The organism is Acidovorax sp. LjRoot118 (genome assembly GCF_964253575.1).
Classification (GTDB): domain Bacteria; phylum Pseudomonadota; class Gammaproteobacteria; order Burkholderiales; family Burkholderiaceae_C; genus Acidovorax.
Map to the genome: position 1 here is coordinate 4,464,448 of NZ_CAXURB020000001.1, position 17,902 is coordinate 4,482,349.

Here is a 17,902-nt window from a genome sequence, read left to right on the forward strand (position 1 = left end):
CCATGCCCGCCCACAACCCCTTCAAGACCGCCCTTGCCCAGCGCCGCCCCCAGGTCGGCCTGTGGCTCTCCATGGCCGACCCCTACCTCGCCGAAGCGGCCGCCACCTGTGGCTACGACTGGCTGCTGGTCGACGGCGAGCACGCCCCCAACGACGTGCGCAGCACCCTGGCGGCGCTGCAGTCGGTGGCGCCCCACAGCGCCCAACCCGTGGTGCGCGTGGTCGAGGGCAGCACGGCCCTCATCAAGCAGATGCTGGACATCGGTGCCCGCACCCTGCTCGTGCCCATGGTGGATACGGCCGAGCAGGCGCGCGCCATCGTCTCGGCCACGCGCTACCCGCCCCTGGGAATCCGCGGTGTGGGCAGCGCCGTGGGGCGTGCCTCCGAGTGGAGTGCGCGCAGCGACTACCTGAACGTGGCCGATGACGAGGTCTGCCTGCTGGTGCAGGCCGAGACGGTGGCGGCCCTGAACAACCTCGCGGCCATCTGCGCGGTGGACGGCGTGCATGGCGTGTTCATCGGCCCAGCCGACCTGGCGGCATCCATGGGCCACCGCGGCAACCCTGGCCACCCGGAGGTGCAGGCGGCCATCGAGGGGGCGATGAGGACCATCATCGCCAGTGGCAAGGCGGCGGGGACGCTCACTTCGGACCCGGTGTTGGCGCAGCGCTATCTGGATCTGGGATGCACCTTTGTCGCCGTGGGCGTGGATGTGCTGATGTTTGTGAATACGGCGCGCAAGTTGCGGGGGCAGTTTGGGGGGCGGGGCGCGGTTGCCGATGTGCCTGACAAGGCGAGCGCGGCCTATTGACCTCATGGGACGATGGCGGCTTCCTGCCCGTGTTGAGGGCGGAGGCCGGGTCTCGGCCCGGCGGCCGAGGTACTTGTTCTTTGCTTCGCCAAAGAAAAGTACCCAAAAGAAAGGCGACCCCGCTGCCCGTGTCCCCCTCGCACTGCGTACGAGGGGGCAGCCTGCGATGCTCGGTCCTGGGGTGTGCCGCAGAACTCGCTGCGTTCTTCGAACTCTGCTCAAACAGCTGCGGCGAGCCAGACAACGATGCGCGTGTCCTTCGGCACGCGCTCACCCCAGGCCCTGCGCTTCTCGGCACGGTCAGAAGGGGGTGGGAACGGGCTCCACTCGGGCCATTGCTTCGCTCGGCCTGTGGTCCTTCGCTGCGCTCGGCTAGCCAGAGCGAGCGCGCCCAACCTGTCGGCAGCGCGCATCGCGCACGTCACCGACCCAAGGCGCAGCTGCGAAGCAGCAGCCGTCTTTGTCCCCGCTCCCCACCCCTGCTGGCTGCGCCGAGAAGCGCAGGGCCTGGGGTGGGTGCGTGTGCCGAAGGACACACGCACTTCGTGCTCTAGCTTGCCGATGCTGTTTGAGCGGAGTTCGAAGAACGCAGCGAGTTCATCGGCACCACCCCAGGCCCGAGCATCGCAGGTTGCCCCCGTTCGCCCGACAGGGCGAACGGGGGACGCAGACTGGGGGTCGCCTTTTCTTGGCCCACCTTCTTTTGGCGACGCAAAAGAAGGTGGGTGCGCCGCCGGGCGCACACCCCGGCCTCAGCCTTTAAAACAGGCATGCAGCAACCACAGCACACGATCCGTGAAATCCGTCGCAGCGCACGCCATGTCTCGACAACACACGCCAGCAACCGCTGCCACAAAGGCACCCCAAGCCGTGAACAATTTCACCACCCCGCCCCCCCAGTGCAGCGCAGGGCCCTGGCTTCAATCGGACTGCGTGGAATGATCGCGCCCAGGTTCCAGAAACCACCGCCACCAACCCACCACGCTAATCCCCATGAAGCGCCGCCTCATCCTCGGAGCCACCGGCTCCCGTGGCCGCCACGTGCTCGAACAGGCGATCACCGCCGGCCACCAAGTCTGCGTGCTCGTACGCAACCCGGCCAAGCTACCCACCGAGACACGTGCACTGGTCACCTTGCACCAGGCCGACCTCGGCCAGATCGCCACGGAGGACCTGGCGGCAATCGTCCGGGGACACGATGCACTCATCAACTGCGCCAGCATGGTCACCGAGGGTCAGGCCTTCGTGGACCTGGTGGCGCGCATCGTCGAAGCGTCGAATCGCTGCCCGCCTCCGAGCGGCCTATCTGCTGGTTTTTTGGGGGCGCTGCGGCGCTGGACATCGGCCAGACGGGCCGCAAGGGTGCCACCCTGCCCAAGGTGCGCGACACCTACTGGCCGCACCTGAAAAACTACGAACGCATCTGCGCGTCGCCCCTGGACTGGCGCATGCTGTGCCCCGGCCCCATGGTGGAGAAGGCCGCGCTCGGCATGGCCCGGATGCGGGTGGCCACGGAGCAGTTGCCGGTGCGCATTGCGGGCTTCGCCAACGCGCTGCCTGCCCCACTGCTCCTGCTGCTGTTCGCCTCCAAGGTGCCCGAGATAATCATCACATATGCCGACGCCGTAGCCCTGATGCTGGCCCACCTGGAGCCTGCCGGCACCCTGTCGCGCAACCGCGTGGGGATGGCGCTGCCAGTGGGCATGAGGGGCAGGAAGGACACCTGGGCGGCGCAGTCCCGCGCCACGGCCTGATGGCTCAGCTGCCCGCCACCTTCATCTTGTTCACGAGAATCGAACCCACGGTCTTGGCACCGTAGTTGTAGGTGTCCGCACCCACGGCCTCGATGCCCTGCAGCATGTCCTTCAAGTTGCCGGCGATGGTGATCTCATGCACCGGGTAGGCGATGCGGCCATTCTCGACCCAGAAGCCGCTGGCGCCGCGCGAATAATCGCCCGTCACGTAGTTCACGCCCTGGCCCATGAGTTCGATCACGAACAGGCCGGTGCCCAGCTTTTGCAGCATGGCGTCGAGGTCGTCGCCGGGCTGGGTCAGGCGTGAAGTCATGGTCAGGTTGTGCGAGCCGCCGGCGTTGCCGGTGGTCTTCATGCCCAGCTTGCGTGCCGAGTAAGTGGACAGGAAATAGCCTTCCAGGCGCCCGCCCTTGACGACCTGGCGCGGCGCCACGCGCACGCCTTCATCGTCGAACGGCGAACTGCCCTTGCCGCGCAGCACGAAGGGGTCTTCGCGCACGTCGATGTGCTTGGGCAGCACGCGCTTGCCCAGCGAGTCGAGCAAAAAGCTGCTCTTGCGGTACAGCGCGCCACCGCTCACGGCCTGCACCAGGCCGCCCAGCAGGCCGGCGGCCAGGGTGGACTCGAACAGCACGGGGCACTGCGTGGTGGGAATCTTGCGGCTGCCCAGGCGCGACAGCGCGCGCTCGGCGGCATAGCGGCCCACGGCCTGTGGCGAGGCCAGCTCGGCCGCATCGCGCATGGAGCTGTACCAGGCGTCGCGCTGCATCTCGGCATTGCGGCCGGGCAGCGAGGCAATCGGCGCCACCGAGAAGCTGTGGCGCGACGACGCATAGCCACCGCGAAAGCCGCGCGTGTGGGCGCTGAAGAAGTGGCTCTGCTGGGCCGACACGCCTGCGCCTTCGCTGTTGGTGATGCGACGGCTGGCCTTCAGGGCGGCGGCCTCGCATTCCATGGCCATCTTCGCGGCCTGCTCGCTGTCGATGGACCAGGGGTGGAACAGGTCCAGGTCGCGGTGCGTGTCGATGGGCGCGATGTCGTCGGCATCGGGCAGGCCGGCCATGGGGTCTTCGGCCGTGAAGCGGGCGATGTCGTAGGCGGCCTGCGCCGTCTGCTCGATGGCCTTGCTGGAAAAATCGGAGGTGCTGGCATTGCCCCGGCGGTTGCCGATGTAGACGGTGATGCCCAGCGACTTGTCGCGGTTGCGCTCCACCGTTTCGAGCTCGCCCTTGCGCACGCTGACCGACAGGCCGCAGCCCTCGGAGGCCTCGGCGCCGGCGTCGGTGGCGCCGAGCTTTTTGGCATGCGCGAGGGCGCGGTCCACCAGTTCTTCGAAGAACGGACGGCTGTAGCTGAAGCCGTTGTCGGGGGTGCCGGATGCGGTGGCGGCCGGGGCGCTGGAGGCGCGCGGCGTGCGGATGGAGGGTTTATTCATAGCGGCAGCTATGATACTTGCCGCTGTGGCGCGCGCTGCGCCACCTCCCCATTTGCCCCCACCCATGTCACGCAAACCCAAAAAAGGCTACTTTGTGAAGGGCCAGTTCGTTGCCGAAGGCAGCGAAATGGACATTCAGCTCAAAGCCGAACTCAAAGGCACGCCCGATGCCAGCCGAACCGATCTCAAGCGCGAAAGCGATGCCCTGCAGGACCTGGGCAAGGAGCTTCTGACCCTGCGCGCCGACCTGTTCGAGAAGGTGGGCCTGCCCGAGAAGCTGGTGGATGCGCTGGCCGAGGCCAAGCGCATCACCAATTTCGAAGGCAAGCGCCGCCAGATGCAGTACGTGGGCAAGATCATGCGCAAGCTCGACCCCGAGCTGGTACAGGCTGCGCGCCAGGCGCTCGAAGAGCAGCACAAGGGCTCGGCCGACGTGAAACTCACGCTGCACCTGGCCGAGCAGTGGCGCGACCGCCTCATCGCCGACGACGAGGCCCTGGCCCCGTGGATGGCCGAGCACCCCGACACCGACACGCAGCAATTGCGCGCCCTGATCCGCCAGGCGCGCAAGGATGCGCCGCCCGCCGACAAGGCCGCAGTGTCGCAGGGCCTGGCGCCGCGCAAGGGCCGCGCTTACCGCGACCTGTTCCGGCTGGTGCGCGAGCACATGGGCGACGTGCCTGAGAACGACGAAGACGGCGACGAGGACGGGGACCATGCCTGAAGCTGCGCACGGCGCCGTCCACGACCCTGTCCGGGTAGGCATTGTCTCCATCAGCGACCGCGCCAGCAGCGGCGTCTATGAAGACAAGGGCCTGCCGGCGCTGCAGGACTGGCTCACCCGCGCGCTGCACAACCCCATCACCTTCGACGCGCGCCTGATCCCCGACGAGCAGGCGGGCATCAGCGCCGCGCTGATTGCTTTGGTGGACGCGGGCTGCAGCCTGGTGCTGACCACCGGCGGCACGGGCCCCGCGCTGCGCGACGTGACGCCCGAGGCCACGCTGGCCGTGGCGCACAAGGAAATGCCGGGCTTTGGCGAGCAGATGCGCCAGATCAGCCTGAAGTTCGTGCCCACGGCCATCCTCTCGCGCCAGGTGGCGGTGGTGCGCGGGCAGAGCCTGATCATCAACCTGCCCGGCCAGCCCAAGGCGATTGCCGAGACGCTGGAAGGCCTGCGCGCGGCCGATGGCAGCCAGATCGTGCCCGGCATCTTCGCAGCAGTGCCCTATTGCATCGACCTGATCGGCGGGCCCTACCTTGAAACCCGCGACGAGGTCTGCAAGGCCTTTCGGCCCAAGAGCGCGGTGCGCAGCCGCTGAATGCAGGCCTGGCGAGGTGCGCCGGGCTTGCATTTTGTAACCAGTGATGCGGCTCGTGACCCACATGGGTGCGCCGGGTCACACGAAAGTGCGTTGTGCAGCCCCTAGACTGGTCGCTACATTCACTTTCACCGACACATGATGAAGAAAAGACTTCTTCTGCAGCTCACCCTGGTTGGCCTGCTCGCTGCCTGCGGCGGTGGCGGCGGCAGCAGCGATGGGCCCACGCCAACGCCCCAGCGCCTGGTGGGCGAGATCTTCGGCACGCCCGAACAGGTGGCTACCTCGGACCTGGTGACCAATGCCGGCTACGGCGGCTATGGCGGCGCACTGGAGACCTCACGTGCGATACAGAAGGCCGGCAAGACCAACATGCTGGACTTTCTGTTCCTGTTCAACATCTCCGACAAAGGCGCCGCCCGCCTGGTGAGCGACGCCCCCGCCGTGCTGGAGGCCTACATCGCGAAGAACGCCGACCTGCTGCAGCCCGGCGTCTACGTGTACCTGCTGGATGAGATGTACCTCAAGGCGTCGCTGGTGGAGGACGACCCGGCGGAATACCAGGCGCAGCTCGACGACCTCAAGCGTGCCGCCGCGCTGGTGCGCCAGCGCCTGCCGCAGGTGAAGCTGGGGCTGTCGTTCAGCCCGCACGCCACCTTTGGCCACCCCAAGGTGATGCCTTTCATAGCGCCGGCCATCGCGCAGGTGGACTGGGTGGGCACGACCACCTACTGGCTGGGCGACAAGACCACCACCAGCGCGCTGCACGACTGGTCGCGCGCCCTGCCGGGCCTCGCACGGGCCGCCCAGCCCAAGGTGGAAACCTGGTACATCGCCCAGGCCTTCCGCGAGCCCGCGTGGGACAAGCAGGTTTTCCGCGAGTTCATGCAGACCGAGCTGCAGATCTCGGACAGCTATGACGCGATCATCTTCTTTGGCTGGCAGGAGACCTCGGAACTGTCCAGGCAGACTGCCGGGCGCTACTTCGAGGCCGAGACACGGGCTGTCTACAGCCGGTTCCTCAAGAAATGACCTGCCGGGTGGGAGAGAACCCTGGAAAGGGTTCTACTTGCCCACCAGTTCGTTGAGCTTGCCCGCCTCGAACTGCTCGGTAGTGGCCGCATCGCAGGGCACACAGTCCCGGGTGGCGGGGGCCGCCGTCGAGAGTTTCTCGATGGCCTGCCACAGCAGCATGATCTGGTGCTCCTGCGAGGAGGCGTTGTCGATCAGGCCGCGCATGGCCTGCGACAGCGGGTCGTCCTCCTGCGTGATGCCGTAGGCCGTGAACTTGCGCGGCTGTGGCTCGGTCACGTCGGCGCTCTGGCCGGCCTTGGAGGGGATGATGCGCGCCGGGATGCCCACGGCCGTGGCCCCTGCGGGCACGGGCTTGATGACGACGGCGTTGCTGCCGATCTTGGCGCCATCGCCGACCTCGAAGCCACCGAGCACCTTGGCACCCGCACTCACCACCACATCCTTGCCCAGAGTGGGGTGGCGCTTGGCGCCCTTGTAGAGCGAGGTTCCGCCCAAGGTCACACCCTGGTAGATGGTGCAGCCGTCGCCGATCTCGGCGGTCTCGCCGACCACCACGCCCATGGCGTGGTCGAAGAACACGCGCTCGCCGATCTTGGCGCCCGGATGGATCTCGATGCCCGTGAGCCAGCGCGCAATGTGCGAAATGAAGCGCCCCAGCCACTTGAAGCCATGGCCCCAGCACCAGTGCGCGGGCCGGTGCAGCCAGATGGCGTGCAGACCGGGGTAGCAGGTGATCACCTCCCAGGTGCTGCGCGCAGCGGGGTCGCGGTCGAGGATGCACTGAATGTCGGAACGCAGGCGTGCAAACATGGCTATGGTTGTTTTTGGAATATGGAAATGCAGTCTAGCGCTTTGCCTGCGCCGTCTCGATCATGGCTTTTGCAACACCACGCAGGATGTGGATTTCCTCGGACCCCAGTTGCGCGCGGTTGAAAAGCTGGTTCAGGCGCGGCATGAGCTTCTTGGGCGCATCGGGGTCCAGGAAGCCGATGTCCACCAGGGCGCGCTCCCAGTGCGCGAGCATGCCGGCCACCTGGGCCGCATCGGCCAGCTCACGTGCCGGGACGGCATCGGCCAGCTCACGCTCCTGCGCGGCATCGGCCACCTCGCGGTCCGGCGCGGGCGCAACAGCAGCCGGCGCGCCAAAGCCACCCAGGGCCATGCGCCATTCGTAGGCGATCACCTGGATGGCCGCGCCCAGGTTGAGCGAGCCGAAGCCGGGATTGGTGGGAATCGACAGCGCCACATGGCAGCGGTACACGTCCTCGTTGGCCATGCCGAAGCGCTCGGAGCCGAACAGGAAGGCCACACCCGACTCCACAGCGGCGTCTGCCGCCCTAGGGGCGACCAACTGCGCAAAATGCTCGCGCGGCGAGCGGGTCGGCGGCCCGAAGTCCCTGGGCGTCATGGCCGTGGCGCACAGGTGGCTCATGCCGTCGAGCGCCTCGTCCAGCGTGGCGACGATGCGCGCGTTCTGCAGCACGTCGAGGGCGCCGCTGGCGCGCTGGATGGTTTCTTCACGCCGCAGCACGTTGGCCCAGCGTGGCTCGACCAGCACGAGGTCGTCGAACCCCATCGTCTTCAGGGCCCGCGCGGCGGCACCGACGTTGCCGGCATGGCTGGTGTTGATCAGGACGAAACGGGTTTTCATGGGGTCGAAAGGGCTCTGTGCGGACCTGGATAGGCCCTTGCATTGGGACGGAAACGGCAAAACAGGTAAAATCCAGCCCCTATTGTCGCCGCCCGCATCGCCTGGCTGCGTTCCACGCTCCTCTTTCGCAAGGCGCGCCCCCTGCCGGCGCCCTGCCAGAAACCACAATTTATGTCGTCCAACCTGCACCCCATGCTCAACGTGGCCATCAAGGCCGCACGCGCCGCCGGCGCCATCATCAACCGCGCGGCCCTTGACGTGGAGGCCGTGCGCATTTCGCAAAAGCAGGTGAACGACTTTGTGACCGAGGTGGACCACGCGGCCGAGAAGATCATCATCGAAACCCTGCTGACGGCCTACCCCGGCCACGGCATCCTGGCCGAAGAGTCGGGTTCGGAATACGGCGCCAAGGATTCGGAATTCGTCTGGATCATCGACCCGCTGGACGGCACCACCAACTTCATCCACGGCTTTCCCGTGTACTGCGTGAGCATCGCCTTGTCCGTCAAGGGCAAGATCGAGCAGGCCGTCATCTACGACCCCTCGCGCAACGACCTGTTCACCGCAACCAAGGGCCGTGGCGCGTACATGAACGACCGCCGCATCCGCGTGAGCAAGCGCACCCAGCTCAAGGAATGCCTGATCTCCACGGGCTTCCCCTTCCGCCCGGGCGACAACTTCAAGAGCTACATGAACATGATGGCCGACGTGATGCAGCGCACGGCCGGCCTGCGCCGCCCCGGCTCCGCAGCACTCGACCTGGCGTACGTGGCCGCCGGCTTCACCGATGGCTTCTTCGAAACCGGCCTGTCCATCTGGGACATCGCCGCCGGCTCGCTGCTGGTGACCGAGGCCGGCGGCCTGGTGGGCAACTTCACGGGCGAGGCCGAGTTCCTGGAGCAGCGCGAATGCCTGGCCGGCACCCCCCGCATCTACGGCCAGTTGGTGCCCATCCTGGGCAAGTACAGCAAGTTCGCCAGTGCCGGCGACAAGGCTGCCGTGCGCCAGGCGGCCGATGCCGGTGAGCCGGATGCGGCCCCAGCGGCGGACGCCGCTCCCGACGCACAAGACGGCGCAGCCAAGGACGAGAGCGCCCCGCTCTGATAGCCTGCAGGGTGGTCCATCGCCACCCTCCCCCACCCCATCAACCCGGGTCGGGGTACTTCTGCGCGATGACGCGAAAATCCTCGGCGATGTCCACGAACGCATCCACCATGTCGGGGTCGAAATGCGTCCCCCGGCCACGCACGATGGTGCTGCAGGCCTGGTCGTGCGAGAACGCAGGCTTGTAGACGCGCTTGCTGATCAGCGCGTCGTACACGTCGGCCACCGCCATGAGCCGGGCCGACACGGGGATGGCGTCGCCCGCCAACCCCTCGGGGTAGCCCGAGCCGTCCCACTTTTCCTGGTGGCTGTAGGCGATTTCCTTGGACACGCTGAGGAACGCCACGCGCATGCCCAGGCGCTTCTCGGCGTCCTCGATGGCGGCACGGCCCAGCGTGGTGTGGGTCTTCATGACTTCGAACTCTTCCACCGTGAGCTTGCCGGGCTTGAGCAGGATGCTGTCCGGGATACCGATCTTGCCGATGTCGTGCAGCGGCGCCGACTTGTACAACAGGTCGATCATGCGGTCATTGAGCGCGTGCTCGAAACGCGGGTGGTGGCGCAGCCGTTCGGCCAGCGCCTTCACGTACAGCTGGGTACGGCGGATGTGGTTGCCGGTCTCGTTGTCGCGGGTCTCGGCCAGCGAGGTCATGGCCATGATGGTCACGTCCTGGATGGCCTGTACCTCCAGCGTGCGCAGGGCCACCTCGCGCTCCAGGTAGGAGCTCTTGTCACGCAGGAAGTCGGCCGTGGCCTTGAGCGCCAGGTGCGTGTTCACGCGCGCCAGCAAAATGGGCGGGCTGATGGGCTTGGTGATGTAGTCCACCGCGCCCAGGGCCAGGCCCATGCGCTCGTCATCCGGGTCGGAGCGGGCGGTAAGGAAGATCACCGGGATGTCGCGCGTAGCGGGCGAGGCCTTCAAGCGCCGGCAGACCTCGTAGCCGTCCACCTCGGGCATCATGATGTCCAGCAGGATGAGGTCGGGCTTGGTGTCCGACTGGGCGATCTTGAGTGCCTTTTCCCCATGGTTAGCCACCTTCACCAGGTAGTGCTCGCGCAGCAGGCTGCCCATCAGCGTGAGATTGTCGGGCGTATCGTCCACCACCAGTACTGTGGCGATCGGCTTGTCCACAAGGGTCGGCTGGTGCGAAGCGAAGGGCGCGTTGTCCATGGGCTTTCCTGCGAATTGGGACCGTTCAGGGGGCTATGGCGGAATCAGGGGGTGGCGGCTCGGGCACCACAGAGGCGATGGTATCCAGCGCCTGTTCGAAATCAAAGTTCCGAATGTGCACATCCACCGCCTTGAACACCGGGTCCAGGAATCCCTCCAACACCATTGCATTGTGTTGCAAAAACTCGGCGGCTGCCGGGTCGTCCTGTAACAGCAGCGTGCGCAGCTGGTGCAGCAGTTCGGCCGGCGGCATGGTCGGCACCAGGCCGGCTGCATCGGCCAGTGCCGGCGCGCCTGCGGCCCACCGCTTGAGCGCATCGATCAGGGGCAGGAGCACCCCACCCAGCGCCGCGAGCAGGGGTGCGGTGGCCTCTGGTGGCGGCGGGCCCTTGCGCAGCAGGTCTTCGAGCTGGTAGGCGCGGTCTGCCACGGGCTGCGCACCTATGTTGGCGGCCACCGAGCGCAGCGTGTGCGCCAGGCGCTCGGCAAGACCCAGGTCCCCGTTGGCGAGCGCAACCTCCATCTCCGGCACGGCGCCAGCCTGCCCCTCGACAAACCGGCGCAGCATGTCGCCATAAAGGGCGGGTTTGCCCAGGGCACGCTGCAGCCCCAGCGCCGTATCCAGCCCGGCCACCAGGGGCCAGTCCACAGGCTGTGGGGGCCTGGGTGGCATGGCGCCAGCGTGGTGCGGCTGCGGGGGCAGGCCCTGGGGCACGCCCAGCCCGGGGCGCGGCTGTATCCAGCGCGCCAGGGCCTTCCATAGGGCCGCAGGGTCGATGGGCTTGGCCACGTGGTCGTTCATGCCGGCATCAAAGCAGCGCTGGCGGTCGGCGTCCATGGCATTGGCCGTCATGGCCACGATGGGCAGGCGCGCAAAGCGCGGGTCCGCGCGCAGGTGGCGCGTGGCGGTCTCCCCATCCATCACCGGCATCTGCATGTCCATCAGCACCAGGTCGTAACTGTCCTCGTGCAGCCGGTGGATGGCCACCTGCCCGTTGCCCGCCACGTCCACGTCGAAACCCGCGTCGCGCAGCAGTTCCACGGCCACCATCTGGTTGAGTTCGTTGTCCTCCACCAGCAGCACCCGCGCGCCGCGGATGGCCAGGGGCAGCTCCTCGGACACGGGCGGTGGCACGTACTGGCGCTGCAGCGCCGGCAGGGCATGCTCCAGGGGCTGCATCAGCGTCTCCAGCAGCAGCGAGGCATTCACGGGCTTGATCAGCACCGTCTCGATGCCCTGCGCGCGCGCAGCGCGCATCACGTCCTCGCGCCCGTAGGCCGTGACCATCAGCATCTGCGGCACCTGGGGCATGCCCAGACTGCGGATGTGGCCCGCCAGCTCGACACCGTCCATGCCCGGCATGTGCCAGTCGAGCAGCAGCAGGCCGAAGAAGCGGTTCTTCGCCATGGACTCGCGCAGGATATCGAGCGCCTGCAAGCCGGAGTAGGCCTGCTCCACCTCGAAGCCCATGGCCTGCAGCATGTCCGACAGCACGGTGGCCGCCGTGTGGTTGTCGTCCACCACCAGCACCCGGCGGCCCACCAGGTCCGGCGGCGGCAACAGCACCCGGGCCGGGGCACCACGCTCCAGCGGCAGGCTGACCCAGAAGGTCGAGCCCTGGCCGAACTCGCTGATCACCCCGACTTCGCCGCCCATCAGCTCGGCCAGGCTCTTGCAGATGGCCAGGCCCAGGCCGGTGCCGCCATAGCGGCGCGTGGTCGAGGTATCGGCCTGCTGGAAACTGGCGAACAGCCGCCCCATCTGCTCGGGCGTGAGGCCGATGCCCGTGTCGCGCACCTCGAAGCGCAGGCTCACCCGCGTTTCGCTCTCTTCGAGCAGCCGCACGGCAATGCTGATCTCACCCTGGTCGGTGAACTTGATGGCGTTGTTGGCAAAGTTGATCAGGATCTGTCCCAGGCGCAGCGAATCGCCCAGCAGGTTGGGCGGCACGTTGGCGGCGACATCGCAGACCAGCTCCAGCCCCTTGGCGCCGGCCTTGTAGCCCACCACGTCGGTCACGCTCTCAAGCATGCGGTCCAGCACGAAGGGCTGCTTTTCGACCGTGAGCTTGCCCGCCTCGATCTTGGAGAAATCCAGGATGTCGTTGATCACGCCCAAAAGGTGCTGCCCGGCCTGCTGGATCTTGCTCACGTAGTCGTGCTGGCGCGCGTTCAGCCCCGACTTGAGCGCCAGGTGCGACATGCCGATGATGGCGTTCATCGGCGTGCGGATCTCGTGGCTCATGTTGGCCAGGAAATTGGACTTGAGCGCGGTGGACTCCTCGGCCAGCTCCTTGGCGCGGCGCAGGTCCTCTTCGGCGCGCTGGCGGTCGGTGATGTCCACGAAAGTGCCGATGGCGCCGCCGGGCGAGCCGTCGGCCCGTGCGAAGGCGTGCAGCCAGAACAGGGTGTGGTGCACCTGCCCGTCGGCGTACGACAGGTCCACCTCCTTGTGCACCGAATGCAGGCCATTCATCGCCTGCAGGTTGTCGCCCTGGAAGCGCATGCGCTGCTCGGGCGGCAGGAAATCGAGGTCGAGCACGGTCTTGCCCACCAACTGGTCTCGGCGCACGCCGAAGGCCTGCTCGTAGGCGCGGTTGAAGCCGATGTAGCGCCCGTCGGCCCCCTTGTAGAACAGGGGCACCGGAATCGCGTCGATCAGCGCCTGCTGGAAGCCCAGTTGCTCCTCCACCTGCTCCTCCAGCTGCTTCTGGTCGTGGATGTCCACGCTCACGCCCACCACGCGCACCGCACGGCCCGCGCCGTCGCGCAGGATGCGCGCGGCCATCAGGAACCAGCGCACCTCGCCGTCCGGGCGCACGATGCGCCAGGAATTGCGCAGGTCGGTATCGACCCCATCCAGGCTGGCCCTGAAATTCGCACTCGCTTCCTCGCGGTCATCCGGGTGCAGGCGGTCAAGCCAGTAGCCAAGGCCCGCAGGCTGCGTGCCCGCAGGCAGGCCTAGCATGGACACGAGCTTGTCGGACCAGACCACCGTATCGGCCACCAGATCGATGTCGAACACGCCCACCTTGCCGGCTTCCTGGGCGATCTCCAGCCGCTCATTGGCCTGCTGGATGGCGATCTCGCCCTTGCGGGCCTCGGTCACGTCCTCGATGACCCAGATGGAGGCAGAGCGGTAGCCCTCCATGTTGATGCTGCGCCCGGCCAGTCGGGCCTCGAAGCTGCTGCCATCCAGCCGGCGCAGCGTGGCACGCTCGCGCAAGGCCTGGCCCGAGGCGAGCCGTTGCGCGATGAGGGCCGCAAAGCTGTCCGATTGCACCTTGTCGCCGAACAGCGCCGTCACCTCGCCGCCCAGCAACTGCGAGGCCGTGCCCCGCATGAGCTCCACGAAGGCCGGGTTGAACTGGCGGAACTGCCCTTCGCAGACCAGCAGGATGGGTGGCGCATTGTCGAAGATGGCGGTCTGCTGCTCCAGCAGCTCGTTGAGCAGGCGCTCGCGCCGCTCCAGCTCGGACTGCGCGCGCATGCGCTCCGAGACATCCTCGTGCAGCCCGACGATGGCAATGCGCTTGCCGCGCCCGTCAAACACGGGCGACAGCGTGGCCTCGTCGTGGTAGATGCTGGCGTCGCGGCGCCGGTTCACAAAGGTGCCGCGCCAGGACCGCCCCGACAGCAGGGTGGCCCACATGTCCTTGTAGGTCTGCGGCGGCGTCTGGTCGGTGGAAACGATGGACGGCTTCTTGCCGCGCACCTCGTCCAGGGCATAGCCGGTGTTGCGCTCGTACTGGGGGTTCACCCAGTCGATGCGGCCCTCGCCATCGGTGATGACCACGGCCACGGGGCTGCTCTCCAGCGCCGCGCCGAGCACCCGGAAACGCTCCAGCGCGGCCGCCATGCGTGCGCGGCTGCGCAGCAGGTCCAGCAGCAGCAGCCCCAGCAAGGCCAGCAACACAAAGGCTGCTGCCCCCACCTGCCAGCGCAGCAGGGCGGGGACCAGGGCGCTCACATCGTCGAGCACCACCAGTTGCCACTGGCCTCCAGGGTCGTTCCATTCGATGCCCCGGCTCGTCACCGCATAGGTCACGCCATTGAGCAGCACCTCGCCGGCATCGGGCGCAAACGGCAGCGCGGAGGCCACGCCGTTCTCGAAGTGGCGCCCGAACTGGCGCGACGCACGGATCGCATCGATGCGGGCCTGCGTGAGCGGCGGCGCCACGGCAAACTGCCATTCGGGCCGGGTGGACGAGAACGCCACGCCCTGCGGGGACATGAGCAGCGCGGGGATGCCGGTGCTTGCCACCAGCGCATCGACCACCTCAAAGCCCACCTTGAACATCACCACGCCGATGATGGAGCTGGAGGGAGAGTCCGTCTCGTACAGGGGCGCCGCGTAGTACAGGCCGCGCTCCTGGCTGTTCACGCCAATGGCTGCATAGACGCTGATGGCCCCCTTCATGGCCTGCCGAAAATAGGGGCGAAACGCCAGGTTGGAGCCGGTCGCCTTCTCGCCTGCCGTCTCGTGCGCAACCACGGTGCCATCGGCCGACATCACATACACACCGCTGATCAGAAAGCGCCCGCGCGCCACCGCCAGCCGCGCCAGCGATCCCGGGTCATCCGGCGGTGTGTAGCCGCGCGCCATGTCCTTGAGCTGGGGCTCGCTCAGGCCCATGAGCGAGACGGCGCCGATCAGGCCGCCCCCGGTGGTCTGCGTGATCAGCGCATCGGCCGCCTGCTGCACGATGCGCGTGCGCTCCACCGCCCGCTCCTGGCCGCGCCAGTACACCACTGCCTGCACGACCAGCCAGGCCCCCAGCAGCGACAGCACCACCACCAGTGCCATGCCCCGCGTCCAGGCGGGATCGCGTTCGAGCACGCGATCCAGAAATCTGCCCTCTTTGTCGTTCCTCTTCACCTGTGCCATGCACAGCCCCCGGTGGGCGCAAGGCCCGTCCACGGATCACCTGCGTCAGCGCGTCGGGTCCAGCATTGCATCGATTTCCTCCACCGGCACAGGCCTGCCAAACAGATAGCCCTGGAACCCCTCGCAACCATGCAGCCTGAGGAACCCCAGTTGCCCCGTCGTCTCCACCCCCTCGGCCACCACCTGCAAGTCCAGGCTCTTGGCCAGCGCCAGTATGGTGCGCACGATGGCCGCGTCGTTGGGGTCGCTCAGCACATCGCGCACAAAGCTCTGGTCGATCTTGATCTGGTCCAGCGGCAGCCGCTTGAGGTAGCTCAATGAGGAGTAGCCGGTGCCGAAGTCGTCCAGCGCGAACCCGACCCCTTCGCTCTTGAGCTGTTCCATGCGCACGATGGTGTCTTCGATGTCCCCCAGCAGCAGGCTTTCGGTGAGTTCGAGCTTGAGCAGCCGGGGGTTGGCCTGGCAGTCCTTCAGGGTACCGAGGACTTCGGCGACGAAGCCCGGTTGCCGGAACTGGCGGGCGCTGACGTTCACGGAGATGCTCAGGTGGGCGGTGGTGGGCGATTGGCTCCAGCGGTGCAGTTGCCTGCAGGCGGTCTCCAGCACGTATTGGCCCAGGGGGAGGATGAGTCCGGTCTGCTCTGCCAGGGGGATGAAGTCGCCGGGGCTGATCATGCCGCGCTGGGGGTGGCGCCAGCGCACCAGGGCTTCGGCTCCGACCAGGCGGGCCTGGTGGTCGACGACGGGCTGGTAGTGCACGAGCAGTTCGTTGCGGGCCAGGCCCTGGCGCAGGTCGGCTTCCAGGTTGGAGCGGGCGTTGACGGCGGCCTGCATGTCGGGGTCGAAGAAGCGCTGGGTGTTGCGCCCTGCGGCCTTGGCCTGGTACATGGCCAGGTCCGCCCTTTTGAGGAGTTCGTCCACCGACAGGCGTTCGTCGCCAAACAGGGTGATGCCGATGCTGGGGGTGCTGTAGTGCTGCTGGCCGCCCAGGGCGAAGGGCTGGTTCAGGCTGGCCAGGAGTTTTTCGGCGACGGTTTCGGCCTGGGCGGCGGCTTCGGCCAGTTCGGGGTTCAGGTTGTCCAGCATGACGACGAATTCGTCACCGCCGAAGCGCGCCACGGTGTCGGCTTCGCGCACGCTGCCCACCAGGCGGGTGGCGACCTGGGACAGGAGCTGGTCGCCCATGTCGTGGCCCAGGGTGTCGTTCAAGTCCTTGAAGTTATCGAGGTCGATGAACAGCAGGGCGCCGAGGTTCTTGCTGCGCTGGCAGGCGGCCAGGGAGCGTTGCAGGCGGTCCAGCAGCAGGCGCCGGTTGGGCAGGCCGGTGAGGGCGTCGTAGAACGCCAGGCGCTCGATCTCCTGCTCTGCGCGCTTGCGGTCGGTGATGTCCATGGTGAAGCCATGGGAGATCACCGAACCATCGGCCTCGCGGTGCGGGATGGCGTTCGTCATGTGCCAGCGGATGCTGCCGTCGGGCATGCGGACCCGGTACTCGCACTGCCAGGGCACGAGCTTGCGCACCGACTGCAGGGCCGAGCGCTGCAGGGCCTGCAGGTCCTCGGCCAGCACCCAGTTGGAGAGCACGCCATGGTCGGCTGTCACCTCGTGTGGCTCCACCCCCATGAAGTCGCGCACCGCATCGCTGATGTACTGCACGCTGGTGACGCCATCCAGGTGCAGACGGTACTGGTAGATGAAGCCCGGGATGCGGCTGGCAATGCGCTGGATGAACAGCAGTTGCTCGCGCAGTTGCTCGGCGGCACGGCGCTCGTCGGTCACGTCCTGCACCACGCCCATGTCCACCCGCATGCCGTCCTTGGCAATGAGCCGTCGCACGCGCGAGCGCATCCAGCGGACCTCGCCATCGGGGCGCTTCCAGCGGTACTCGACATCGGCACCGGTGCCGCGCTCGCGCGCGGTCTCGAACACATGGCGGTCTTCGGCCAGGATGCCGCTGACGGCACGCTCGGGGCTCACCCATTCCTGCCGCTCCACGCCCGCAATGTCGCACAGGCCGGGGGACCACAGCAGCACCGTCTCGCCCGGGTCCTCGATGCGCCGCCAGTGCCCGGTCTGGGCCAGGCTTTCCATGGTGTTGAACACATCGGTCTGCTCGCGCAGCTCACGCCGCACATCCTGCAGCGCGTGCTCGGAAGCCGCCAGCGCAGCGCGCAGGCTCTCGGCCTCGCTCGCATCGCGCACCGTGACGACGATGGAGCCGTTGTCGAGCCGGCGCGCCGACACGTCCCAGGCCACCAGCAGCCGCCCCGGCTCGCGCGCCACCTGGCGGCATTCCAGCAGCATGCCGGTGCGCGCCACGGTCTGCAGTTGGTCCACCAGGTTGGTGCTGGCCAGCAGGTCGAAGACATCGACCGCATCGGCGCCGCTGGCGCGCACGCCCCCCATGCCCGGCATGCGCCGTGCGGCGGCATTGGCCGCGCGCAGCAGCAGCCTTCCATCCTGCGGACGGAATTCCATCAGCGCCACGGGCACGGCATCGAGCAGGGCTTGCAGGCGCGCCTGCGCCGAAGACTCCACGAAGTCTTCACTGGCACCCGCAAACAGATCGGTCAGGAGTTCGGCAGAAATCACAGTCGCTCTGAAACCTCTCACAAACGGTGGGCCGCACATGGTCATGGCGGCGGCAGCCACCAATGTACACCGCAAAGTATGTCAAAACGTAACAACCACAGGTCGCATATTTTGTCAGGGTAATACCCGGTGGCGCCC

General features: G+C 67.3%; 13 protein-coding genes. 7 read left to right on the forward strand and 6 right to left on the reverse strand.

The window, feature by feature from the left end:
• The first annotated feature begins 2 nt into the window (after positions 1-2).
• The 3 genes from ACSQ9E_RS21055 (at position 3) to ACSQ9E_RS21065 (ending at position 2,566) form a co-directional block, all read left to right on the forward strand.
• Complete coding sequence (locus ACSQ9E_RS21055) at positions 3-812, forward strand: aldolase/citrate lyase family protein (RefSeq protein ID WP_436219094.1); 810 nt, start codon at positions 3-5, stop codon at positions 810-812.
• A gap of 993 nt (positions 813-1,805) precedes the next feature.
• On the forward strand, positions 1,806-2,219 hold the full coding sequence (locus ACSQ9E_RS21060; RefSeq protein ID WP_235516071.1) for an NAD(P)H-binding protein: 414 nt from the start codon (positions 1,806-1,808) through the stop codon (positions 2,217-2,219).
• Positions 2,192-2,566: a hypothetical protein gene (locus ACSQ9E_RS21065; protein WP_235516072.1), complete on the forward strand. Its 375-nt coding sequence runs from the start codon at positions 2,192-2,194 to the stop codon at positions 2,564-2,566. Before ACSQ9E_RS21060 ends, ACSQ9E_RS21065 begins: the two co-directional genes overlap by 28 nt.
• A gap of 4 nt (positions 2,567-2,570) precedes the next feature.
• On the opposite strand, the gene pmbA is transcribed toward ACSQ9E_RS21065, so the two are convergent.
• The gene (gene pmbA / locus ACSQ9E_RS21070) at positions 2,571-4,001 is read right to left on the reverse strand and encodes a metalloprotease PmbA (RefSeq protein WP_436177114.1); all 1,431 of its coding nucleotides are present in this window, start codon (positions 3,999-4,001) and stop codon (positions 2,571-2,573) included.
• A gap of 64 nt (positions 4,002-4,065) precedes the next feature.
• On the opposite strand from pmbA, the gene yjgA reads away from it, so the two are divergent.
• The 3 genes from yjgA to ACSQ9E_RS21085 all read left to right on the forward strand — a co-directional run bounded on the left by yjgA (position 4,066) and on the right by ACSQ9E_RS21085 (position 6,355).
• Positions 4,066-4,725, forward strand: coding sequence for a ribosome biogenesis factor YjgA (gene yjgA, locus ACSQ9E_RS21075; protein WP_057266039.1), 660 nt, complete (start codon positions 4,066-4,068; stop codon positions 4,723-4,725).
• Positions 4,718-5,323: a molybdopterin adenylyltransferase gene (gene mog, locus ACSQ9E_RS21080; protein ID WP_057266041.1), complete on the forward strand. Its 606-nt coding sequence runs from the start codon at positions 4,718-4,720 to the stop codon at positions 5,321-5,323. Before yjgA ends, mog begins: the two co-directional genes overlap by 8 nt.
• A gap of 141 nt (positions 5,324-5,464) precedes the next feature.
• The gene (locus tag ACSQ9E_RS21085; protein ID WP_162261365.1) at positions 5,465-6,355 is read left to right on the forward strand and encodes a hypothetical protein; all 891 of its coding nucleotides are present in this window, start codon (positions 5,465-5,467) and stop codon (positions 6,353-6,355) included.
• A gap of 33 nt (positions 6,356-6,388) precedes the next feature.
• Here the strand turns inward: ACSQ9E_RS21085 and cysE are convergent, their stop codons facing one another.
• Positions 6,389-7,168 carry a serine O-acetyltransferase gene (gene cysE / locus ACSQ9E_RS21090; protein WP_057266044.1) on the reverse strand — a complete coding sequence of 260 codons (780 nt, stop codon included), beginning with the start codon at positions 7,166-7,168 and terminating at the stop codon, positions 6,389-6,391.
• A 34-nt stretch (positions 7,169-7,202) separates the two neighbouring features.
• Entirely contained in the window at positions 7,203-8,009 is an 807-nt protein-coding gene (locus ACSQ9E_RS21095) for an RNA methyltransferase (protein ID WP_436219095.1), read from the reverse strand.
• Between the two features lie 171 nt (positions 8,010-8,180).
• On the opposite strand from ACSQ9E_RS21095, the gene ACSQ9E_RS21100 reads away from it, so the two are divergent.
• Positions 8,181-9,113 carry an inositol monophosphatase family protein gene (locus tag ACSQ9E_RS21100; protein WP_436219096.1) on the forward strand — a complete coding sequence of 311 codons (933 nt, stop codon included), beginning with the start codon at positions 8,181-8,183 and terminating at the stop codon, positions 9,111-9,113.
• 40 nt (positions 9,114-9,153) lie between these two features.
• On the opposite strand, the gene ACSQ9E_RS21105 is transcribed toward ACSQ9E_RS21100, so the two are convergent.
• The 3 genes from ACSQ9E_RS21105 to ACSQ9E_RS21115 are packed head-to-tail and all read right to left on the reverse strand — an operon-like array spanning position 9,154 to position 17,809.
• On the reverse strand, positions 9,154-10,284 hold the full coding sequence (locus ACSQ9E_RS21105) for a response regulator (protein WP_179684008.1): 1,131 nt from the start codon (positions 10,282-10,284) through the stop codon (positions 9,154-9,156).
• A gap of 25 nt (positions 10,285-10,309) precedes the next feature.
• Positions 10,310-15,172, reverse strand: a complete 4,863-nt coding sequence (locus tag ACSQ9E_RS21110; protein WP_436219097.1) for a PAS domain S-box protein — start codon at positions 15,170-15,172, stop codon at positions 10,310-10,312.
• 45 nt (positions 15,173-15,217) lie between these two features.
• Positions 15,218-17,809 (reverse strand): putative bifunctional diguanylate cyclase/phosphodiesterase, encoded by a 2,592-nt coding sequence (locus ACSQ9E_RS21115; protein WP_428003719.1) that lies wholly within the window; start codon positions 17,807-17,809, stop codon positions 15,218-15,220.
• Positions 17,810-17,902 lie beyond the last annotated feature (93 nt).